This is a genomic window from Cupriavidus sp. H19C3 (assembly GCF_049393815.1).
In the GTDB taxonomy this organism is placed as follows: Bacteria; Pseudomonadota; Gammaproteobacteria; order Burkholderiales; family Burkholderiaceae; genus Cupriavidus.
This window is the reverse complement of the sequence record NZ_CP184985.1, coordinates 2,727,557-2,749,637: the sequence shown is the minus strand read 5'-3', so window position 1 is coordinate 2,749,637 and position 22,081 is coordinate 2,727,557. Positions and strand designations below refer to the sequence as shown.

The 22,081-nt window shown below is 66.6% G+C and carries 19 protein-coding genes, 1 tRNA gene and 1 pseudogene; 8 read left to right on the top strand and 13 right to left on the bottom strand.

The window, feature by feature from the left end:
- Positions 1 to 46: 46 nt before the first annotated feature.
- The 3 genes from DFLDMN_RS12735 (at position 47) to DFLDMN_RS12725 (ending at position 2,716) form a co-directional block, all read left to right on the top strand.
- Complete coding sequence (locus DFLDMN_RS12735) at positions 47 to 1,438, top strand: dihydrolipoyl dehydrogenase family protein (RefSeq protein WP_423198400.1); 1,392 nt, start codon at positions 47 to 49, stop codon at positions 1,436 to 1,438.
- Between the two features lie 9 nt (positions 1,439 to 1,447).
- Positions 1,448 to 1,621, top strand: coding sequence for a hypothetical protein (locus tag DFLDMN_RS12730; protein WP_423195312.1), 174 nt, complete (start codon positions 1,448 to 1,450; stop codon positions 1,619 to 1,621).
- A 192-nt stretch (positions 1,622 to 1,813) separates the two neighbouring features.
- The gene (locus DFLDMN_RS12725; protein ID WP_423195311.1) at positions 1,814 to 2,716 is read left to right on the top strand and encodes a DMT family transporter; all 903 of its coding nucleotides are present in this window, start codon (positions 1,814 to 1,816) and stop codon (positions 2,714 to 2,716) included.
- A 58-nt stretch (positions 2,717 to 2,774) separates the two neighbouring features.
- On the opposite strand, the gene DFLDMN_RS12720 is transcribed toward DFLDMN_RS12725, so the two are convergent.
- The 9 genes from DFLDMN_RS12720 to DFLDMN_RS12680 all read right to left on the bottom strand — a co-directional run bounded on the left by DFLDMN_RS12720 (position 2,775) and on the right by DFLDMN_RS12680 (position 11,729).
- Positions 2,775 to 2,850, bottom strand: a tRNA-Phe gene (locus tag DFLDMN_RS12720).
- Positions 2,851 to 2,930: 80 nt separating this feature from the next.
- Positions 2,931 to 3,641: a response regulator gene (locus DFLDMN_RS12715; RefSeq protein ID WP_423195310.1), complete on the bottom strand. Its 711-nt coding sequence runs from the start codon at positions 3,639 to 3,641 to the stop codon at positions 2,931 to 2,933.
- A 59-nt stretch (positions 3,642 to 3,700) separates the two neighbouring features.
- Positions 3,701 to 6,145: a sensor histidine kinase gene (locus DFLDMN_RS12710; protein ID WP_423195309.1), complete on the bottom strand. Its 2,445-nt coding sequence runs from the start codon at positions 6,143 to 6,145 to the stop codon at positions 3,701 to 3,703.
- Entirely contained in the window at positions 6,142 to 7,044 is a 903-nt protein-coding gene (locus DFLDMN_RS12705) for a DUF4390 domain-containing protein (protein WP_423195308.1), read from the bottom strand. The genes DFLDMN_RS12710 and DFLDMN_RS12705 overlap by 4 nt, the downstream gene beginning before the upstream one ends.
- 9 nt (positions 7,045 to 7,053) lie before the next feature.
- The gene (gene rsmB / locus DFLDMN_RS12700) at positions 7,054 to 8,424 is read right to left on the bottom strand and encodes a 16S rRNA (cytosine(967)-C(5))-methyltransferase RsmB (RefSeq protein WP_423195307.1); all 1,371 of its coding nucleotides are present in this window, start codon (positions 8,422 to 8,424) and stop codon (positions 7,054 to 7,056) included.
- Positions 8,425 to 8,605: 181 nt separating this feature from the next.
- The gene (gene htpX / locus DFLDMN_RS12695) at positions 8,606 to 9,466 is read right to left on the bottom strand and encodes a zinc metalloprotease HtpX (RefSeq protein WP_423195306.1); all 861 of its coding nucleotides are present in this window, start codon (positions 9,464 to 9,466) and stop codon (positions 8,606 to 8,608) included.
- A gap of 319 nt (positions 9,467 to 9,785) precedes the next feature.
- Positions 9,786 to 10,835 (bottom strand): methionyl-tRNA formyltransferase, encoded by a 1,050-nt coding sequence (gene fmt / locus DFLDMN_RS12690; protein ID WP_423195305.1) that lies wholly within the window; start codon positions 10,833 to 10,835, stop codon positions 9,786 to 9,788.
- Between the two features lie 115 nt (positions 10,836 to 10,950).
- On the bottom strand, positions 10,951 to 11,457 hold the full coding sequence (gene def / locus DFLDMN_RS12685; protein ID WP_423195304.1) for a peptide deformylase: 507 nt from the start codon (positions 11,455 to 11,457) through the stop codon (positions 10,951 to 10,953).
- 80 nt (positions 11,458 to 11,537) lie between these two features.
- Entirely contained in the window at positions 11,538 to 11,729 is a 192-nt protein-coding gene (locus tag DFLDMN_RS12680) for a hypothetical protein (protein ID WP_423195303.1), read from the bottom strand.
- Between DFLDMN_RS12680 and DFLDMN_RS12675 the strand changes: the two genes are divergently transcribed.
- The 4 genes from DFLDMN_RS12675 (at position 11,718) to DFLDMN_RS12660 (ending at position 17,474) form a co-directional block, all read left to right on the top strand.
- The gene (locus DFLDMN_RS12675; protein WP_423195302.1) at positions 11,718 to 12,827 is read left to right on the top strand and encodes a LysM peptidoglycan-binding domain-containing protein; all 1,110 of its coding nucleotides are present in this window, start codon (positions 11,718 to 11,720) and stop codon (positions 12,825 to 12,827) included. The genes DFLDMN_RS12680 and DFLDMN_RS12675 overlap by 12 nt on opposite strands.
- A gap of 122 nt (positions 12,828 to 12,949) precedes the next feature.
- A complete protein-coding gene (dprA, locus tag DFLDMN_RS12670) occupies positions 12,950 to 14,029 on the top strand; it encodes a DNA-processing protein DprA (RefSeq protein ID WP_423195301.1) in 1,080 nt (359 codons plus the stop codon).
- 143 nt (positions 14,030 to 14,172) lie between these two features.
- A complete protein-coding gene (locus DFLDMN_RS12665; protein ID WP_423195300.1) occupies positions 14,173 to 14,580 on the top strand; it encodes a thioredoxin family protein in 408 nt (135 codons plus the stop codon).
- A 158-nt stretch (positions 14,581 to 14,738) separates the two neighbouring features.
- Entirely contained in the window at positions 14,739 to 17,474 is a 2,736-nt protein-coding gene (locus DFLDMN_RS12660; RefSeq protein WP_423195299.1) for a DNA topoisomerase III, read from the top strand.
- 101 nt (positions 17,475 to 17,575) lie between these two features.
- Here the strand turns inward: DFLDMN_RS12660 and DFLDMN_RS12655 are convergent.
- Positions 17,576 to 18,472, bottom strand: a pseudogene (locus DFLDMN_RS12655) (LysR family transcriptional regulator); the annotation flags it as partial.
- Positions 18,473 to 18,661: 189 nt separating this feature from the next.
- Here DFLDMN_RS12655 and DFLDMN_RS12650 point away from each other — a divergent pair.
- Entirely contained in the window at positions 18,662 to 18,877 is a 216-nt protein-coding gene (locus DFLDMN_RS12650; RefSeq protein WP_423195298.1) for a hypothetical protein, read from the top strand.
- Between the two features lie 106 nt (positions 18,878 to 18,983).
- Here DFLDMN_RS12650 and DFLDMN_RS12645 read toward each other — a convergent pair whose 3' ends face one another.
- From DFLDMN_RS12645 to DFLDMN_RS12635, 3 genes are all read right to left on the bottom strand, one after another.
- The gene (locus tag DFLDMN_RS12645) at positions 18,984 to 19,418 is read right to left on the bottom strand and encodes a hypothetical protein (RefSeq protein ID WP_423195297.1); all 435 of its coding nucleotides are present in this window, start codon (positions 19,416 to 19,418) and stop codon (positions 18,984 to 18,986) included.
- Positions 19,419 to 19,608: 190 nt separating this feature from the next.
- Positions 19,609 to 19,782: a YbdD/YjiX family protein gene (locus DFLDMN_RS12640; RefSeq protein WP_423198399.1), complete on the bottom strand. Its 174-nt coding sequence runs from the start codon at positions 19,780 to 19,782 to the stop codon at positions 19,609 to 19,611.
- Between the two features lie 52 nt (positions 19,783 to 19,834).
- Positions 19,835 to 21,907: a carbon starvation CstA family protein gene (locus DFLDMN_RS12635; RefSeq protein ID WP_423195296.1), complete on the bottom strand. Its 2,073-nt coding sequence runs from the start codon at positions 21,905 to 21,907 to the stop codon at positions 19,835 to 19,837.
- Between the last annotated feature and the right edge of the window lie 174 nt (positions 21,908 to 22,081).

Sequence of the window (22,081 nt, the reverse complement as noted above, 5' to 3'; positions counted from 1 at the left end):
GCGACAGGAAAAGCGCCGTGCCCGCGCGGTCGGTGCCGAGACGCCCATCGAGAATGTGCCGCGCCGCACGCGCGCGCGCAAACCGGCGCGTCCGCGCGAAGTGGACTTTGTCGTCATCGGCGGCGGCTCGGGCGGTGTGGCGGCGGCTCGGCGCGCGGCGTCGCTGGGCGCGCGCACCATCCTGGTCGAACGCGGCGCGATCGGCGGTACCTGCGTCAATCGCGGCTGTGTACCCAAGAAGATGCTGTCGTATGGCGCGAGCTGGGCGGCCATCCTGTCGACCTGCCTCGCGCATACGGGTGGCAAGGAGGACTGGCGCGACGCCATCGTGCGCGTCAACGCCGAGGTCGCGCGCCTCAACGCCTCGTATTCGCAGCGCCTGCATGAAGCGGGCGTCGAGATCCTGCATGGCGAGGCCGAGCTGGTAGGGCCGGGAGAGATCCGCATCGGCAACGAGACCGTGCATGCGCGCCGCACGCTGATCGCCACCGGCGCGCACCCGCGCCAGCTCGAAATCCCGGGCGGCGAGCTGGCCAGCACCTCGGACGACGTGTTCACGTGGCAGACCGTACCGGGTTCGATCATCGTTATCGGCGGCGGCTATATCGCGGTGGAGCAGGCCTCGATCCTGTCGCGCTATGGCGTGAAGGTCGACCTGCTGGTGCGCCAGGACCGTCTGCTGCAACGCTTCGATCGCGATATCTCGCTGGCGCTCGCGGAGGCATTGACCGCCAAGGGCGTACGCATCCATCTCAATGTCGACACCAGACTGATCTCGCAGGCCAACGGCGCGTACGAGGTGTGCTACGAACAGGGTGGTCGCACGCAGAAGGTACGCGCGCAGGCGGTGCTGGCGGCGATCGGCCGCGATGCTAACGTAGACAGCCTGGGCCTGGATGCGCTCGGCATCGAACGCGGCGCGCGCGACGGACGCCCCGGCGGTATCCGCGTCGACCGCCAGTTCCGCACCACCGTGCGCTCGGTCTATGCGGTCGGCGATTGCACCGACACGCTGCACCTCACGCCGGTTGCCATCGCACAGGGCCGCTGGGTCGCGGACCGGCTGTTCGGCAAGCGTGGCGACATGGCCGACTTCGACTACGTCCCCACCGCCGTGTTCTGCGAGCCGGCCATCGGCGCGGTGGGCCTGACGGAAGACCAGGCCATCGAAGCGGCGGGCAAGCCGGAACGGATCCGCACCGAGATCAGACGCTTCGTCTCGCTCGAGAACCGCTTCGGCGGCATCCCGCAGGCATCGGTGTTCAAGCTCGTCTTCAACGCCCGCAGCGGCCGCGTACTCGGTGCCCACCTCATGGACAACGCCGCCCCTGAAATCGTCCAGACCTTCGCGGTGGCATTGCGCCTTGGTGTAAAGATGTCGCACCTGAAGACCACGCTGCCCTTGCATCCGACGGTGGCGGAAGAGCTGTTCGGATAAATCCGGCACGTGCACCGTACCCTGCCGCCATCCTCGGTCGCGCGCGCGTGGCACGGTCTGTCGATGGCCGAGGAGGATGCCATGGCGGGATATTGTTCTGCTGAAGCATCGGGCTATCGCGTGTCGGCAATCGATGGCCAGCCCGATACAACGTTGCCGGGGAACACCTTCATCGAGAGCTGACGGCTGTGACCTGGCGCATCATCGCATTCTCGTCGTTGGCGGCCACCGCCCTGGTTGCAGGCGCCTGCATCGTTTGCGCGCCATGTGTATGAGTGACTAGTTGTATGAGTGACTAGTGCCTTGGCATGGGCATTCACGGCGGCATGGCGCTTCTGGCGCATAATGCGCCGTCGATCAGAACAACCGCTCCCCATGCCCGCAAGCGCCACACGACGCCTCGACTGGACTACGCTGTTTCTGCTGGCTTTCCCACCGTTCGCGTGGGCGGGCAACGCCATCGTCGGCCGGCTCGCGGCCGGTACGGTGCCGCCGATTACGCTGAACCTCGTGCGCTGGGTCATCGCGGGCCTGCTGCTGGCGCCTTATGCCTGGCGTGGTGTCGTTGAGCATTGGGCGACATTGCGCCGGCATGCCGCGGTGCTGATCGCGATGGGCGTACTCTCGATCGCCAGCTACAACTCGTTCCAGTACCTGGCGCTCACCACATCCACACCGATCAACGTCACGCTGATCGGTGCGTCCACGCCGCTGTTCCTGCTGTTGATCGGCGCGATCTTCTTTCGCGAGCGCGTGAAGTCGTGGCACGTGGCCGGCGCGCTGCTATGCCTGGTCGGCGTCTCGTTCGTGCTCGTGCGCGGCGAGCTCGGTCGCCTGACGCAACTGGACTTCGTCCCTGGCGACCTGTTCATGCTGGCCGCCACCGTGGCATGGAGCGCATTCACGTGGCTGCTGCGCAAACACCGGCCCGAGGTCCCGCTGCCCACGCTGTTGTTCGCGCAGATCGTCACCGGTGTCACCGTCAGCCTGCCCTTCACGGCATGGGAACTGGCAACCATGACGCAGTCGTTCCAATGGACCGGCAAGGTCGCCGGCATCCTGCTGTACGTGGGAACCGTCCCTTCCCTGCTGGCCTACTTCGCCTGGGATCGCGCCGTGGCACGCGCGGGCGCGCAGTTGCCGGTGTTTTTCATCACCTTGACGCCAGTGTTTGCGGCCTTGCTCTCGACGCTGCTGCTGGGCGACTGGCCGCAGTGGTATCACTACGTGGGACTGGTGGCGATCGCTGGGGGAATCTGGCTGGCGCAGCGGCGATGAAGGCCGCAGCAAAACCACAAAACAAAAACGGACGCCGAAGCGTCCGTTTTTTTCAACCTGGTGGCCTGGGACGGAATCGAACCGCCGACACAAGGATTTTCAATCCTCTGCTCTACCGACTGAGCTACCGGGCCAAAGAAGCGAAACTATAGCAGCGCTTTTTGACTCGGTCAAGCGCCCAGCGCTTCACCGATTGCTAATCTGCGCAAGCCCATCACTGTTCGGTCGGCTCCGGCTTGTTGCGGCCCAGCTCCACGCCGAGCTGCTTGAGCTTGCGGTACAGGTGGGTACGCTCGAGGCCGGTCTTTTCCGCCACGCGGGTCATGCTGCCGTGCTCCCGCATCAGGTGGTACTCGAAGTAGGCGCGTTCGAAGAGGTCGCGCGCCTCGCGTAACGGCATGTCGAAGGAGAAGTGCATCTCAGCCTCAGGCAGTCGTGCCGCGTTGCCATTGGCGGTTTCCGCTGGCGTCTCGGCGGGGGCCGACTGCGACACGGCATCTGGCACGGTCGTGGCGGCGGGAGTCGCGCTGGCCGTGGCCGGGGCCACGCGCGGACGTTCGATGCCGCGCGCCAGACCTTGTTCCACGGCGGACAGCAGCTTCTGGAGGGCGATCGGCTTCTCGAGGAAGTTCAACGCGCCGATCTTGGTGGCCTCGACGGCCGTATCGATGGTGGCGTGCCCGGACATCATGATCACCGGCATGGTGAGGTAGCCCTGCGCGGACCACTCCTTGAGCAGGCTCACACCGTCGGTATCGGGCATCCAGATGTCGAGCAGGACGAGGTCGGGCGTGCTGCCCGCGCGATACTCGCGCGCTTGCTGCGCATTTTCGGCCAGATCCACCACATGGCCTTCGTCACTCAGGATCTCCGAGAGCAACTCCCGGATACCCATTTCGTCATCGACTACGAGGATGGTTGCCATACTTGCCCTCTTAACCCCACCGCAGCACCGTCATCGTCATGACGACGGCGCAAGTTTGACTATGCCAGTTTAACGAACAGGATCGAGATCTGTGCCCCGATGATGTCGGCCCCGTCCATGCGGTTACGCAATTCGATGCGGGCGCCATGTTCGTCAATGATCTTCTTCACCATCGCAAGCCCGAGACCCGTACCCTTGGCTTTGGTGGTCACGTACGGTTCGAACGCCCGGCTAAGAATGCGAGGCGCGAATCCCGGACCATTGTCCGCGATGGACAGCTTGACGGCCTGCCGCACTTCGCCGGCAGAATCTTTGTATTCTACAGTCTCAGTGTGCAGAGTGATATGGGGCGACGCCCTGCCCGCCGACACGTTTTCCGCCACCGCATCCTGGGCGTTCTGTAACAGGTTGTGGATCACCTGCCGCAGCTGTGTCGGATCGCCCTTTATCTCCGGCAACGCCGTGCCCAGCGTCGGATGAATCACCGGATGCTCGGGTACGGAAGGGTCGTCAATCCCATACAGGTGCAGGACTTCAGCCACCAGACTGTTGAGCTGAAGCGACTGCACGACCGCCGGCGGCGTACGTGCATAGTCGCGGAAATCGTCGACCATGCGCTTCATCGCCGCTACCTGGTTAACGATCGTCGCAGCCCCGCGCTTTAGGACATCCGCGTCGTTTTCCGTAAGTTTTGGTGACAATTTCATTTGTAACCGTTCGGCCGACAGCTGGATCGGGGTCAGCGGATTCTTGATTTCATGGGCCAGGCGGCGCGCCACCTCACCCCACGCGATGGACCGCTGGGCCGAAATCACGTCGGAAATATCGTCGAACACCACCACGTAACCGGGTTCGTCGCGGTTGGCCGCCGGCAGCCGCGCGCCGCGCACCAGCAGCGTGAGCGCCTGCTCCTCGTCGCCTTGCGAGAGCTCGATCTGCTTCTGCCAGTGCTGCGCGCCGCCCAGCACCTCGCTCGTGGTCTGCTCGGAAAACGCCTGGCGCACGATGCCGCCAAACTCCGCCAGATTCGGAATCTGATCGAAACACTGACCGAGCACCGCCGAGAACGGCTGCCGGAAGATGCGCTCGGCGCCAGGATTCGCCGTGAGCAGCACGAAGCGGCGGTCAAATACGAGCACGCCGGCCGTCAGGTTCTGCAGCACGCTTTCCAGGTACGCCTTGGATTGCTCGAGCGCGGTGCGATTCTGCTCCACCGCCAGCCGCGCCTCGGCCAGCTGGCGCGTCATCTGGTTGAACTGCTGCGTCAGCATGCCGAGCTCATCGCGGCTCTTGAGTTCGCGCTTGGGCGAGAGGTCCCCTTCCGCGACCTCCTTGGTTCCCTGCAGCAGCATCAGCAGCGGCCGCGCCAGCTGTCCGCCGAGCAGCAAGGCCAGCATCACGGCAATAAACACGGCGAGGAACAGCGTCAGCGTAAGCGTGCCGATATACATCTTGCGCAGGCCGGTGCGGCCCAGCGCCTTCTCCTGATACTCCTGGTACGCGCGCTGGACTTCGTCGGCATTGCGCGCCAGCGCGGCGGGCACCGGCTGGATGACCTGCAGGTAGCGCTCCTCGCGCACGGTGTCGCCCATCAGCCCGAAGCCCGCGGGCGGGGCATCCTCGGGCCGGCGCTCGACGGACAGGCCGGAGCCGGCCCACTGGTCCTTGCCCGGCGCAACCGACAGGCGCGGCGGCCGTTGTGTGCTGCTGGTGTTCGCGTTTGCCTGCGGGGCCGGTGTTGGCGCCGCGCCAAGCGGGATGATCACGCGTACTCGATACAGCGGCGTACCCTCGATCTGCCGCTTGCCCGCGCTCGCCGGCTCGGTGCCGCCCTCGACCGCGGCATAGCCGCCGCCGAGCCGCGCCTGCTCGGCCAGCATGCCCGACGGCAGGTCCGGCACGAGCGAGGCATAGCTGCTCGACGCCGTGGCCAGCACGCGCCCGCTGCCGGTGAAGATCGCGGCTTCCTGCACGCCGTACTGCTCGCGCAGCCGATTGAGCTGCAGCGATGTGGCCATGCCCGAAGCGCCCATGAGCTGGTCCGCCATCAGGCGCGCGCGGCTCTGCACGTCGCCAAGGGTGCTGTCGATGGTGGTACGGCCCAGGTTCAGGCCGGCCTCGAGCGCCGTTTCCACGCGCACATCGAACCACGACTCGATACTGCGCGAGACGAACTGCAGCGACACCAGGTAGATCAGCACGCCCGGCAGCACGCCCACCACACCGAAGAACACGGCGAGCTTGGTCATCAGGCGCGTGCCGAACTTGCCGCGGCGATAGCGCAGCCATAGCGTGAACGCGAGCGCGCCGATGGTCAGGATCAGCAGGACGCCGACGACGAAGTTGACCTTGAACAGCAGCGTGAAATACCGATCGAAGAACTCGGTATTGGCCGAGGCGCCGGCCAGCAGACCCACCAGCACCAGCGCGAGAAACACGATGATGCTCGCCACGATGCGATAGAGCACGCGGCGGAACCTGCTATCCCACATGCTGGCCTTCATGGCTGGCTCGCGGGCTGCTGGACCAGTTGGCTCGGAGACAGCACCGTCGATACCGTTTGCGAGAACGGCGTGCTGCGTGGGTCAGCGGACGCGGCAGGTGCGGAAGCGGATGTCGGCGGCGCCGAGGCTGGCGGTGTTGCTGGCGTCGCCGGCGCGGCGGGCATGGCGGGCGCAGTGGGGGCGGACGACGTGGATGACGTGGATGACATGGACGGCGCTGATGACGGCGCCGATGACGGTACCACCGGCGCTGGCAACGGCGGCGCATCGAGATTGGATGGCACCGTGTAGTGGAAGTGCTTCCAGTCTGACGACAGGTTCCATTCGCGCGTGTTCACCGCATTGATCTGGAACGGCTTGGGCAATTGCGACAGATCGAGCCGCATGCGCACCTGCGCCTGGTAGGTTTCGCCCGGCTTGACCGCATTGCGCTCGAACACGCGCCATCCGCGCACATGCTGAATGAATTGCAGCGCGCTCTTGAGACGTGTGAATGGCAATTGCAGCCCGCCGGTGGAGACCCGGTACTGGCGTGTAAGCGGCTGGAAGGATAGCCGCACGCTGCGGCTGGTATTGACGGGCTTCTCGTCGAACCAGTACCAGCGCGGCCGCGTCAGCTGGAAGTCGACCACAAAATACAGCGAGATGCCTTTATGCAGCGCATCCTCGAGCGCGGGTGGCAGGTCGAAGTCGAACGATGCGGCGAGGTCGAAGCCGCCGTCCTGGTATTCGACGCGGGTCTCGGTGGTCTCGATCAACTGCGCCGCGCTCCGCCCTGGATGGCACAGCAGGGCAAGCAGCAGGCACGCCGCCACCAGCCACCAGCGCCATACCGCCGGAAACCCGCGCGCTGCGTCGCCATGGACACGGTAAACGGACATGCGCAGCGGAATTGGCATCGGCTTGGGTCAGGCGCGTTTCTGGAAGCGGGCGTAGTAGAAGCCATCGTGGTCCGATGGCAGGCTTGCCTCGCCGGCAGCATTGCCACCGGCCGGTTCAGGCGCCTTCGTGCCGGGCAGCAGTTGCCCCGGCGCCTGCAATCGTATCGCATCTGGTAGCTGGGCACCAAACCACTGCGCCTGCTGTTCGCCCTCCGTTGGAAAAATCGAACAGGTTACATAGACCAGTATGCCGCCGGGCTTGAGCAGGGGCCAAAGTTGGGAAACGATGCGCCGTTGTTCGTTGACGAGCCTCGCGATATCTGATTCGCGGCGCAGCCAACGGATATCGGGATGGCGCCGCACGATGCCCGACGCCGAGCATGGCACATCGGCCAGAATGCGGTCGAACTGCTGGCCGTCCCACCAGTCGCCGGGGCGGCTCGCGTCGCCGGTCACGACGTGGGCCTGCTTGCCGAGGCGCGCGAGATTGTCGTGAATGCGTGCCACGCGCTGCGCGTCGCTTTCCACCGCCGTCACCTCGATATCCGCGAGTTCGAGCAGATGGCCGGTCTTGCCGCCCGGTGCGGCGCAGGCATCGAGCACGCGCATGCCGTCGGCCACTTCGAGCAGCGGCGCGGCCAGTTGTGCGCCGGCATCCTGCACCGACACGTCGCCTTCCGCAAAGCCGGGAATCTGCGCCACCGGAAACGCACGCACCAGGCGTACCGCCTGCGGGCCGATCACCACACCGGCCATGCCGGCGTTGGCCAGCCGCGTCAGATACTGCGGCATCGACTGGCGTGCGGTGTTCACGCGCAGCGTCATCGGCGGCCGCGCATTGACGCTCTCGGCGAGCTCACGCCAGCGCTCCGGATACGCGTCGCGCAGCGCCTTGAGCCACCATGCCGGCAGATTCCAGCGGGCTTCGTCGTCCTGGGCAATCAGCGCCTGCAGCGCCTTGCGTTCACGCAGGAAGCGGCGCAGGACCGCATTGACGAGGCCGCGCGCGTGCGCGCTCTTCGGCTCCGAAGCGGCCGCGCTGACGGCCTGGTCCACGATCGTGAAGTTGTTATAGCCGCGGCCAGGCTGGTCCGCATCGCCCTGCTCGCCATCGAGCAGCAACGCGAGGGCCACGGCCAGCAGCGAATCGACCAGCGGGCCAGGCGGCCGCGTGACCAGATGCGTGACGAGCGCGCGCGTGGCGCCGAACTGGCGCATGGTGCGATAGGAAAGGTCCTGGATCGCGCCGCGCGTGGCGGCATCGCGCACGCGGTCGAGCCGCAACTGCGCGGCGGCATCGTCGATGGCCTGCGGCAGTGCCGTGCCCTCATTGACGCCACGTACCGCCGCGGCGGCGCCGAGCATCTGGAAGGCAAGGGAATCGTGAGGCAGGCGCATACAGTCTGAAATCCAATACGGAAAAGCGGGTCGGCAAGGGCGCGGGCCGGTAGTAAAAACCCGCTGGTCCCGGGCCGAGAGCCGGAAACAGCGGGCAGTTTACCCGTTGCCGCGATCGCGCCCGGTTTTCAGCGCGCAGTGAAGTCCCTGAGCGGCGCCCGGCGCGGGCCGGGCAGCCCAGTCAGGCGGGATAGGCGCCGGTCTGCGCCATATGCATCAGGCGGGCAATCCGTTCCTCTGTCGCCGGGTGTGTCGAGAACAGATTGGCGATGCCGCCGCCCGAGAGCGGATTCATGATCATCATCTGCGCGGTGGCCGGGTGCTCCTCGGCCGCCTGGAACGGAATGCCCTGCGCATAGCGATGGATCTTGTCGAGCGCGCTCGCCAGGGCCTGCGGATCGCCGCTGATTTCGGCACCGCCCCGATCGGCCTCGAATTCGCGCGCACGCGAGATCGCCATCTGGATCAGCGACGCTGCCAGCGGTGCCAGGATGGCTACCGCGATGCCGGCGATCGGATTGGTACGGTTGCCGTTCTCGTCGCGGCCGCCGAAGAACATCGCCATGTTGGCGAGCGCGGAGATGGCGCCGGCCATGGTGGCCGCGATGGTCGAGGTGAGGATGTCGCGATGGCGCACGTGCGCCAGTTCGTGTGCCATCACGCCGCGCAGCTCGCGGTCGGACAGCACGCGCAGGATGCCGGTGGTGGCGGCCACCGCCGCGTGCTCCGGATTGCGTCCGGTGGCAAACGCGTTGGGCGCGTCCTCGTTGATCAGGTACACGCGCGGCATCGGCAGGTTGGCGCGGCGCGCGAGGTCCTGCACCATGCCGTAGAACTGCGGCGCGGTGCTGGCGTCGACCTCCTGCGCGTTGTACATGCGCAGGACCATCTTGTCCGAGAACCAGTAAGAAAAGAAATTCATTGCCAGCGCAATCAACAGCGCGAGCATCATGCCACCGCGTCCGCCGATCATGCCGCCGATGACGATGAACAGCGCCGTAATGGCGGCCATCAGCATGAAGGTCTTGACCCAGTTGAACATTGCAGTGATCTCCGTATAGCGATCGGCGCCAGTCCGCCCATGCGGACGCGCGATGTCCGTTAGATAGGGGCAGGCCCCGGGAAATTCAATGTTCGCGGCAGGGGTTTAGCGCTGGGTCTAGCCCTGGGTCTAGCGCCAGGTAAACGCCAGGCGTGCGCCCGGTCCGATAAAGGCCGTGGCCACCACACGATCGACCCGGCACTTCAGGCGCGCGCCTGGCCCACGCGGCGCGTGAGCGTGCCGGCCCGCGCAAGTCGGTGATACCGGGCATGGCAGGCGCGGGTGCGCGCGAAGACCGCCGGGAGGGGACGATCGACGATTATGCCTGCGGGGCACGCACCGCGGCGCCCTGCATGTGTCCCGCCATGGCGAGCCCCGGGATCAGGCAGCGCGTGCCCGGCACCAGCGGCATGCCTTGCAGGAACTGCTGGGCCGGCTGGCGGCGGCCGCCGGGCTTCTGCAGCTCGGTGACCTGCAGCGCGGTGCCGTCGCCGCAGGCGATGATCACGCCGGCCGCGTCGGCGCTGAGCACGGTTCCGGGCGGGTGCGGCAGCGTGGCGCTCCCGGCGGCTAGCGGCAGCGCCTGCCAGCATTTGATGACGGTCTCGCCCACCTGCACGGTGGCGCCCGGAAACGGATTGAATGCACGGACCTGGTTGGCCAGCGCCGGCGCCGGTCGGGTCAGGTCCAGCGGGGCTTCTTCCTTGGCGATCTTCTCGGCATAGGTCACGCCGGCCGCCGGCTGCGGCGTGGCCGGCAGCGGCGTGCCCGCCGCCAGGCGGTGCAGCGCATCGACCACCATGCGGCCCCCCAGCGCCGCGAGCGCGTCGTGCAGCGTGCCGGTGCTATCGAGCGGCCCGATGGGAACGGCCTCGCTGGCCAGCATGGCACCGGTGTCGAGCCCCTCGTCCATCTGCATCAGCGTAATGCCGGTCTCGGCGTCGCCCGCCTCGATGGCGCGGTGGATGGGCGCCGCGCCGCGCCAGCGCGGCAGCAGCGAGGCATGGATATTGAGGCAGCCAAAGCGCGGCAGCGTCAGTACCTCGGCCGGCAGGATCAGGCCGTACGCGGCCACCACCATCACATCGGGCGCGGCGGCCAGCAGCGCGTCCACGGCTGCGCCGGCCTCTTCCGGATACTTGCCCTGGCGCCGCAGCGAGCGCGGCTGCAGGATTGGCGCCAGGCCCTCGGCCACGGCGAACTGCTTGACGGGGCTGGCCTGCAGTTGCATGCCGCGGCCGGCGGGTCGATCGGGCTGCGTGAGCACGGCGACCACGGGAAAGCCGGCGGCATGGATGGCCTCAAGGGCGACACGCGCAAATTCGGGGGTTCCGGCAAAGGCGACGCGCAGTGGCTGGGCTTGGGACATGGCAGTTGTTCCGCTACAAAGCAGTACCGGCCGCATGGCGGCCGGTACTTGTGTTATTCGGACAGCATTACGATAGCAGACCCGGCGCGGCGGCCGGGCCCCTGGCAGCGGACTGTTACATCCGTGCGCGGGTGCGCTTCTGCAGCTTGGACTTGATGCGGGTCTGCTTGAGCGGCGACAGGTATTCCACGAATACCTTGCCCTGCAGGTGATCCATCTCGTGCTGTATACATACGGCGAGCAGGTCGTCCGCATCGAGCTCGAAGGTCTCGCCGCGCTCGTTGAGCGCGCGCACGCGCACGCGGTCGGGGCGCTCCACGCGGTCGTAGATCTCGGGTACCGACAGGCAGCCCTCTTCCCACACCTTGCGGTTGTCGCTGGCCCAGACGATCTCGGGATTGATGAAGACCTGGAGCGCATCGCGCGTCTCGGACACGTCGATCACGATCACGCGCTCGTGCACGTCCACCTGGGTCGCGGCAAGGCCGATGCCGGGCGCCTCGTACATGGTTTCGGCCATGTCCTTCACCAGCTGGCGGATGCGGTCGTCCACCTCCGCGACGGGCTTGGCCACGATGTGGAGACGGGGATCGGGGTAGGTCAGGATGTCCAGTTTTGCCATGATGCTCGGGCGCAACGCCGGCTGCACTCAGGAACTCCATCGCGTTGCGGCGACGGGTATTTACATGCAGAATCGGGGCGCTAGTACAAAAATTCAAGGCGCGCCGCAGCAGGCACGCTCTCCAGGGTCAATCCGGTCGCTACACCGACCGGTTCACGAAAATGCGCGATCTTACCAAAGAACAGGCGGCGTCCCGCCGCAGGCTGCACGCGTTCACCCTTGCCATGCTGAGTGTCGCCGGCATCACTGCCGGAATGAGCATGGCCGTCCACGGCGCCGAGCCGGCCAATCCGGCTTCGCCGACCCAGCTGACGGTGACACCGGCACAGCAGGCCCAGGCCGAGCGCACGGCGCAACAAGGCATCCCCGTTTCCGATCTCGCCAAGGACGCACCCTCGCAATATACCGTGCGCAGCGGCGATACCCTGTGGGGCATCTCGGGCAAGTTCCTGCGCCAGCCGTGGCGCTGGCCCGAGTTGTGGGGCATGAACCGGCAGCAGGTTCGCAATCCGCATCTGATCTTTCCGGGCCAGGTCCTGTACCTGGTTCAGCGCGACGGTCGCGCCTACCTGTCGACCACCGCGCCCAGCGGTGCGGCCGGCGGCGATACCGTACGCCTGTCGCCGCGCGTGCGTGGCGACGAGGCCGAGGGCGGTGCCATCCTGACCATTCCGGCCAAGGACATCGAGCCGTTCCTGATCCGCCCGCTGTTCGTTTCGCAAGGCACGCTCGAGACCTCTGCGCGCATCGTGGCGCTGCCCGACTCCCGCGTCTACATGGGCCGCGGCGAAGCCGGCTATGCGCGCGGCATCGATCCCGCCGACGCCACCGTCGGCAGCGACTGGCAGGCATTCCGGCCGGTGCAGGCGATCCGCGATCCGATCACCAGGCAAGTCCTTGGCTTCGAGGCCGAATACCAGGGCAACCTGCGTGTCACGCACGGGCCGGAAGGCCCCGATGCGGTGACCACGGTCGAGGCTACCCAGGCCCAGCAGGAAATGGGCGTGGGCACGCTGATGCTGCCGCAGCCGCCGCGCGAACTGGTGCGCTACGTGCCACATGCGCCCGAGGTGGAAGTCGACGCGCGCGTGGCCAAGGTCTACGGGGGCGTGCAGTACGGCGGCGCCAAGCAGGTGGTGCTGCTCAACCAGGGCGCCAACGCCGGGCTCGAGCCTGGCCATGTGGTGGCACTCGCGCGCAATGGCGGCGTGATCAAGGACGCGACGGACAAGAACAAGCCCATCGTGCTGCCGGATGACCGCTACGGGCTGGCTTTCGTGTTCCGTGTGTTCCCGGGCGTGGCCTACGCGTTTGTGACCGATGCCGCGGGCACCGTCATGATCGGCGACCACGCGCGTACGCCGCACTAGGCAGCCAGCCTGACCTGCCGGCTGTGAGCGACGACTGCGCGGGCTTGCCCGCGCCGGCTCCCCTCGCACTTTCCTCACCACCGCCGCACACGCCCCTGACCGAAAGGGACGTCGCGGCGTGGATGCGTCTGGTCGCCACGCCGGGCCTGGGTCCGGTCGGCGCGCGCCGGCTGCTGGCCAGCCATGGCACGCCACAGGCGGTGCTGGATCAGGATGCGGCCACGCTGGCGCGTGCCGTGCCGCCGGCAGTGGCCGCAGCCCTGGCAGCGGCGCCGGACCCGGCGATGGAGGCCCTGGTTGCGCGCACGCTGACCTGGCGCGAGGCGCCCGGTCATTTCCTGCTCGCGCTTGACGACCCGGCCTACCCGGCCAGCCTGTGCCATCTGCACGATCCCCCGCTGCTGCTCCACGTGAATGGCCGGCTCGACGTCCTCGCGCGACCCGGGCTTGCCATCGTCGGTGCGCGCAAGGCCACCGCCCAGGGCGTGCGCGATGCCGCGGCATTTGCGGCGGCCTTCTCGGCGGCAGGGCAGACCGTGGTGTCCGGACTGGCGCTGGGCATCGACGCGGCTGCGCATGCGGGGGGCCTGCGCGGCGCCGGCGGTACGGTGGCCGTGGTGGGCACCGGTGCCGATATCGTCTATCCGGCCAGCCATCGCGCACTCGCGCACGAGGTGGTGGCGCATGGCGCCATCGTGACCGAGTTCCCCCTTGGAACCCGGGCGGCCGGCCACCATTTTCCCCGTCGGAACCGGATCATTGCGGCGCTGGCGCGCGGCGTGCTGGTGGTCGAGGCAGCCGAACGTTCGGGCTCGCTGATCACCGCCCGCCAGGCCGCCGAGCTCGGCCGCGAAGTGTTTGCCATCCCCGGCTCGATCCATGCGCCGCTGTCGCGCGGCTGCCATCTGCTGATCCGCGATGGCGCCAAGCTGGTGGAGTCGCCGCGCGACGTGTTCGAGGAGTTCGCCGACCTGGCGCATCTGACGGGCCAGTCGGACCCGGCGGGCGGGGCCGTCGGCGGCGTGGCGGACACCGCACCCGACGCGCTCGGGACGGCGCTCGCCTATGATCCTGTCACGCTCGACGCCATCTGCGCGCGCAGCGGCAAAAGCCCGGATACGGTCGCGGCGGCACTGTTGCAGCTGGAACTGGCGGGCGCTGTGGAGCGTCTACCGGGAAATCTGTTCCGGCGTCTGGGCTGAAACGATGCGAGCGGCGTTATGGACGACAGGGGCGACAGGGGCGACACAGACGACAGGGGCGACAGGGGCGACAGCGCCAATTGCGCGAGCACCGATACAATGTGCCGCACCCGGTGACTTCAGAGGCTCATGTTTCCATCGTTATGACCGTTTACTTTCCCGAGCAAGATGTCGCTGCCGTCCGCCAGGCCCTTGCCGCCCGACCCGAGGGGCGTCTGGTCGCCTGCCTGTGCGCGGCGTGGTGCGGCACCTGCAAGGAATACGAAGCCGGGTTTGCCGCGCTGGCCGCGCGCCACCCGGGGGATTGCTTCGTCTGGATCGATATCGAGACCCATGCGGACTGGCTCGGCGAAGACGTGGATGTCGAGAATTTTCCGACGCTGCTGGTGCAGCCGATTGCCGGAGGGCCGCCACAGTTCTACGGCACGCTGCTCCCGCACATCGAGATTCTCGGGCGCATGCTGGCGCGTGGGGGGGCCATGCCGACCCCGGCCAGCGATGTGCCGGAAGTACTGGAGTGGTTGCTTGGCGCTGGTGACAGCCAGGCGTGACGGGCGTTCGAGCCCGGCCGGGCCTCGCTTGCACCGCCGTCTGAGTCGCGCTTATTATTGGCGCCTCAAAGCCCAGGCACACTGTTTACATCATTTGCAGTGCAATTCAAGAGGCGCCGGCTTCTCTTAATGAGGCCATGCCCGCAAGGACCCGTTCAATGTCAAAAGCCCTCATCATCGCGGAAAAGCCGTCGGTCGCCGCCGATATCGCGCGCGCCCTCGGGGGCTTTACCAAGCACGACGAGTACTTCGAGAGCGACGACTACGTGCTGTCCTCCGCCGTGGGCCACCTGGTCGAGATTGCCGCGCCCGACGAATACGAGGTCAAGCGGGGCAAATGGAGTTTCACCAATTTGCCGGTGATTCCGCCCCACTTCGACCTGCGTCCCATCGCCAAGACCGAGTCGCGCCTGAAGGTGCTCAACCGCCTGATCAAGCGCAAGGATGTCACCGCCCTCATCAACGCCTGCGATGCGGGGCGCGAAGGGGAACTGATCTTCCGCCTGATCGCGCAACAGGCCAAGGCCAGGCAGCCGGTGCAGCGCCTGTGGCTGCAATCGATGACGCCGCAGGCCATTCGCGACGGATTCGCGAGCCTGCGCGACGACCTCGAGATGATGCCGCTGGCGGATGCGGCCCGCTGCCGCTCCGAGGCCGACTGGCTGGTCGGCATCAACGGCACGCGCGCCATGACCGCCTTCAACAGCAAGGGCGGCGGCTTCTTCCTGACCACCGTGGGCCGGGTGCAGACGCCGACGCTGTCGATCGTGGTCGAGCGTGAGGAGAAGATCAAGCACTTCGTCGCGCGTGACTACTGGGAAGTGCGCGCCGAGTTTATCGCCGCCGCGGGCCTGTACGAAGGCCGCTGGTTCGACCCCAAATTCAAGAAGAACGAATTCGATCCGGAAGCACGCGAATCGCGCCTGTGGAGCGAGGCCGAGGCCAAGAGCATCGTGGCCGCCTGCCGCGACAAGCCGGGTACGGTGACGGAAGAGTCCAAGCCGTCCACGCAGCAGTCGCCGGCGTTGTTCGATCTGACCACGCTGCAGCGCGAGGCCAACTCGCGCTTCGGCTTCTCGGCCAAGAACACGCTCGGCCTGGCGCAGGCGCTGTACGAGAAGCACAAGGTGCTGACCTACCCGCGTACCGATGCGCGCGCGCTGCCCGAGGACTACCTCGACACCGTCAAGCAGACCATGGACATGCTGGCCGACAGTTCGCCGAACTACCTGCCACATGCCAAGAAGATCATGAAGAACGGCTGGGTCAAGCCGAACAAGCGGATCTTCGACAACAGCAAGATCAGCGATCACTTCGCCATCATCCCGACGCTGCAGGCGCCCAAGAACCTGTCCGAGCCCGAGCAGAAGCTGTACGACCTGGTGGTGCGCCGCTTCCTGGCCGTGTTCTTCCCGGCCGCCGAGTTCCAGGTGACCACCCGTGTCACCGAGGTCGCCGGCCATCATTTCAAGACCGAGGGCAAGGTGCTCGTGAACGCGGGCTGGCTCGAGATCTACGGTCGCGAGGCGCAGGGCAAGGACGGCAAGGAAGACGGCAAGGACGCCACGCTGGTGCCGGTGGGCAAGGACGAGAAGGTCAAGACCGACAAGGTCGAGTCGGTTGCGCTGTCCACGCGTCCGCCCGCACGCTACAACGAAGCGACGCTGCTGTCGGCGATGGAAGGTGCCGGCAAGCTGGTGGACGACGACGCGCTGCGCGAGGCCATGGCCGGCAAGGGCCTGGGGACGCCGGCGACGCGCGCGGCCATCATCGAAGGCCTGCTGACCGAGAAATACCTGGTGCGCGAAGGCCGCGAGCTGATTCCCACGGCCAAGGCATTCCAGCTGATGACGCTGCTGCGAGGCCTGGGCGTGGAGGAACTGACGCAGGCCGAGCTGACCGGCGAGTGGGAGCACAAGCTCGCGCAGATCGAACGCGGCCGCCTCAAGCGCGACGAGTTTATGCGCGAAATCGCGCAGATGACGCAGCAGATCGTCAAGCGCGCCAAGGAATACGACAGCGACACGATTCCGGGCGACTACGCCACGCTCGATACGCCGTGCCCGCAGTGCGGCGGCCAGGTCAAGGAGAACTACCGGCGCTTTGCCTGCACCGCGTGCGACTTCTCGATCAGCAAGATCCCGGGCGGGCGCCAGTTCGAGATCGAGGAGGTCGAGGAACTGCTGCTGAAGAAGGAAATCGGCCCCCTGCAGGGGTTCCGCAGCAAGATGGGCCGGCCGTTTGCCGCCATTCTGAAGCTGGCCAAGGATGACGAAGGTCACTGGAAGATGGAGTTCGACTTCGGCCAGAGCGACGACGACAACGATGGCGAGCCGATCGACTTCAGCGAGCAGACGCCGGTGGGGACGTGCCCGAAATGCGGCGGCTCGGTCTACGAGCACGGCATGAAGTACGTGTGCGAGAACGCCGTGGGCAGCGCCAAGTCGTGCGACTTCACGAGCGGCAAGATCATCCTGCAGCAGGAGATCTCGCGCGAGCAGATCGGCAAGCTGCTGACCGACGGCCGCACCGACCTGCTGACCGGCTTCAAGTCTTCGCGCACGGGCCGCAATTTCAAGGCGTTTCTGGTGAAGCAGCCGGATGGCAAGATCGGCTTCGAGTTCGAGGTCCGCGAGCCGAAGGCGGGTGCCAAGGGCGCGGCGGCGAAGTCGGCCGCCAAGGCCGGTGCGGACAACGACGGCGCCGAGGCGGCACCGGCCAAGGCGACCCGGGCCACCGCGAGGACGGCGGCGAGCAAGAGCGCCGCTGCCAAGGCCCCCGCCAAGGCGCCGACCAAAGCTGCGGCCAAGACCGCCAGCAAGACGCCGGCAAAGAAGGTCGCTGCCAAGACCGCCGCCCGCAAGACCAAGGCGACCGCCGAGGTCGACCAGTAAGGCGCGCATCGGCGCGCGGCAAGTCGCCAGCAAGAACCGGGGCATTGCCCCGGTTTTCGTTTCAGCGCCGCTCGCCCGCCGCGGCGCTGATGGGCCGCCGCCTCCACCGCACGCTCCTTGCCCTCTTCGAGCAGGAAGTCGATAAACGCGCGTACCTTGGTGGGCAGGAATTTGCGGCTGGGATACACCACGCTCACGTCGCGGCGTGGCAACTGGTACTGCGGCAGGATATGCGTCAGGCGGCCGGCCTCGATATTGGGCCGCGCCAGGTACGAGGACAGCATCGCGATGCCCATGTCGGCCAACGCCGCCTGGTGGGCCAGCTCGGCATTGCTGCATAGCAGCCCGGGCCGGATCGGGACCGTGACCTCCCCTTCCGGGCCGGACAAGGTCCATTCGTGCTCGGCGTTCGGCAGCCGCATGGCGATGCACCGGTGGTGCGACAGGTCGTGCGCATGCCGCAACGGCGGGTGGTCGCGCAGGTAGTTGGGCGATGCGCACAGGATGATCTCGGCCGAGATCAGCGGCCTGGCCACCAGGTGCGAGCCGAGGCCGAGGTCCGACAGCATGACCGCCACATCGCGCCCTTCCTCGACGATATCGACGTTGCGGTCGGACAGCAGCACGTCGAACACCACGTCCGGATAGCGCTGCTGGAAGCGCGCCAGCATGTTGGGCAGCAAGTGCAGGCCGAACATCACCGGGGTGACCAGCCGCAATGTGCCCGAGAGCGACTGGCTGCGCGCGGTAACCACGGCTTCGGCCTCTTCGACGTCCTCCAGGATCTGGGCGCAACGCTGCAGATAGGTCTCGCCGGCATCCGTCAGGGACAGGCTGCGGGTGGTGCGGTTGAGCAGCCGGGTGCCCAGATGGGTTTCCAGATCCGCCACATAACGCGTCACGACAGCGTTGGACATTTCCAGTTGCTGCGCCGCACGCGCGAAGCTGCCAAGCTCTACGACCTTGGCGAAAACGCGCATCGATTGAAGCCGATCCATGACACAGTCTCCTGATTCAACCGTGAACTTTTACCCGATCTGCGTGCTTTATTGTTGAAAGCACAATCAATCATTGTGGATCGGCTCATTTATGCATATCCGGGAAACGCCTAGTATCGAGCCCTCGGGTGCCGCTACGCAGCAATGTGCCTTGCTGGCGGCGCTACGTTTCTTGAGAAAGGATTTGCCGTGAAGCGTTTTGCCCTCCTCCCGCTCGTTGCCCTCGCCTTCGCCACTGCGCCGGCCTTTGCCAAGGCCGGCCAGTTCGACGTCTTCGCCGACGGCGCCCGGCAGGCACGCTTTGACGTGTTCACCGACGGCGCCAGGGACGGCAAGTTCGACGTCTTTACCGACGGCACCAGGACTGGCCAGTTCGACGTCTACAGCGAGGGCGGCCGGCACTGACCCTCGGAACCTTCCGCACCCAGCCGCCCGGACCGTACCCAAAAGGTACGGTCTTTTTGTTGCGCAAAAAAAACGGGCCGTCGGGCCCGTTTTTACGTCTGCGCCATCAATCGTGATGGTGGTGACGATGCTTCTTGCCGCGCTTGTAGTAGCGGCGATCGTCGTCGTAGGAATTGCTGCGCGACACGTTGCCGCCCAGCGCCGCACCCGCGGCACCGCCCAGGCCGGCACCTACCAGGCCGCCAGTGCGGCCGCCCACGGCGTTGCCGGCAGCCGTGCCGGCGCCGCCACCCAGGGCGCCACCGATAATGGCGCCCGTGCGCTCGCGGCGGTTCGAAGTGAGCGCACCGCCGGCGCCACCGCCTACGGCGCCGCCAACGATGGCGCCGGTGCTGCCACCCAGCGCGCCACCGACCGCTGCCCCGGCCACGCCGCCGAGACCACCGCCCAGTGCATTGTTCAGGTCGCCGCCTGCGAACGCGGGCAGCGCGGAAGCCGAAAGAATCAGAGCCAGGCCCAGGTTGCGAACATTGCTAGACATCGTATTTTCCTTAGAGATTGTCTGGTACGGAGTGTAGAGAACGGGCCAGGCCGTTGCTGTAACGCGTTGTAAGGGCTGTAACCCTGCCCCAGAAACGTGTACCGGGCGCCGCGTCGCGGCTGGATGTCGGGACAAAAAAACAACGGCGGCCCCGAGGGGCCGCCGTCTGGTCACCGCAGGTCAGGCAGGCTCAGCAACACTTGCCTTGTCCACCGCCGTAGCGGGCGGCCTGGCGTTCGCGGAAGAACTCCTCGTACGTCATGGGCGCGCGGTCCGGATGGGTGCTTTCCATATGGGCCACGTAGGTCTGGTAGTCGGGCAGGCCCACCATCAGCCGCAGCGACTGGCCCAGGTAGCGCCCCATGGTTCCAAGTTGATCGAGCACGATGCCTCCTTGTGCGCGGAATGGCCGGAACTCAGGACTGCACCGAAGCGGCCGCCGGCAGCGGCTCGAACGGCGTTTCGCGGTCGGTCGGGCGCGCCGACTGGCGGGCCTGCACCGCGGTCTTGAAGCCGTAGAACACGATCGACAGCACCACGATCATGAACAGCGCGCACAGGCCGGCGTCCAGATAGTCGTTGAACACGATGCGATGCATCTGCTCCATCGACTTGGCCGGCGCCAGCACCTTGCCCTGCGCGATGGCGTCGCTGAACTTTGCCGCGTGGGTCAGGAAGCTGACCTTCGGATCGGCGTGGAACAGTTTCTGCCAGCCCGCGGTCAGCGTGCACACCAGCAGCCAGATCGTCGGCAGCAGCGTGACCCATGCGTACTGGCCGCGCTTCATCTTGACCAGCACGCAGGTGCCGAGTACCAGCGCCACCGCGGCGAGCATCTGGTTGGAGATACCGAACAGCGGCCACAGCGTGTTGATGCCGCCGAGCGGATCGACCACGCCCTGATACAGGAAGTAGCCCCAGGCCGCCACGCACAGCGCAGTGGCGATCAGGTTGGCCGGCAGCGAATCGGTGCGGCGCAGCGACGGCACGAAGCTGCCCAGCAGGTCCTGCAGCATGAAGCGGCCGGCACGCGTACCCGCGTCCACCGCGGTCAGGATGAACAGCGCCTCGAACAGGATGGCAAAGTGGTACCAGAACGCCATCATGGCCTGGCCTCCGACCACCTGGTGCAGGATATGGGCGATGCCCACGGCCAGGGTCGGCGCGCCGCCGGCGCGCGAAATGATGGTGTTCTCGCCGACATCCCTGGCGGTCTGCACCAGCACGTCGGGCGTGATCACGAAGCCCCACGTCGAGACTGCGTGCGCCACAGCTTCCGGCGTGGTGCCGATCACGGCGGCCGGGCTGTTCATGGCGAAGTACACGCCAGGCTCGATCACCGAGGCGGCCACCAGCGCCATGATGGCGACGAATGACTCGGCCAGCATCGCGCCGTAGCCGATGAAGCGCGCATGCGTTTCGTTCTCGAGCAGCTTGGGCGTGGTGCCCGACGAGATCAGCGCATGGAAGCCGGACACGGCGCCGCACGCGATGGTGATGAAGAGGAACGGGAACAGGTTGCCCGACCACACCGGACCGCCGCCCGCGGCGAACTGCGTGAAGGCCGGCATCTTGAGTTCCGGCGCGACGATCACGATGCCGACGGCCAGCGCGATGATGGTGCCGATCTTGAGGAACGTCGACAGGTAGTCGCGCGGGGCCAGCAGCAGCCACACGGGCAGCACGGCAGCGATAAAGCCGTAGATGATCAGCATCCACGTGAGTGCCTTGCCGTCGTATGTGAACAGCGGCGCGAGCGTGGCGCTCTCGTGCACGTACTGGCCGCCGACGATGGCAAGCATCAGCAGCACAAAGCCGATCACCGACACTTCGCCGATGCGGCCCGGGCGCAGATAACGCGTGTAGATGCCCATGAACAGCGCGATGGGAATCGTCACCGCCACCGTGAAGGTGCCCCACGGCGAGCCGGCCAGCGCCTTCACCACGATCAGCGCCAGCACCGCGAGGATGATGATCATGATCATGAAGCAGCCGAACAGCGCAATCATGCCCGGTACGGTGCCCATCTCGGACTTGACGAGGTCGCCCAGCGAACGGCCGTCGCGGCGCGTGGAGATGAACAGCACCATGAAGTCCTGTACCGCGCCGGCAAACACCACGCCCGCCAGGATCCACAGCATGCCGGGCATGTAGCCCATCTGCGCGGCCAGCACCGGACCGACCAGCGGGCCCGCCCCGGCGATTGCCGCGAAGTGGTGGCCGAACAGCACGGCCTTGTTGGTCGGCACGTAGTCGAGGCCGTCGTTATGGCGCCAGGCTGGCGTCATGCGTTGGTAGTCGAGCTGCATCACCTTGTCGGCGATAAAGCGGCTGTAGTAGCGGTAGGCGATCAGGTAGATGCAGAGCGCGGCAACCACGATCCACAAGGCGCTGACGGCTTCCCCGCGCGACAGCGCGACCGTGGCAAAGGCAAACGCGCCAAGGATGGCGACGGCCAGCCACATCAGGTGTTGTCCGATGCGATTCATAAGTGCAAGGTCTCCTCAGACCGGATGAAAAAGGCCTGCGGCGGCAGAGGCGGGCATCGGGGGCGTGCCGTGATGACGGCGGCGGACTGTCCTTCGGGTCACTGCGCGGTGGGGCACTGCGGTCTCCTGGAAGTCGGCTGCACGTCCGGTCTGTTTCTTGATGTGATCCGGATC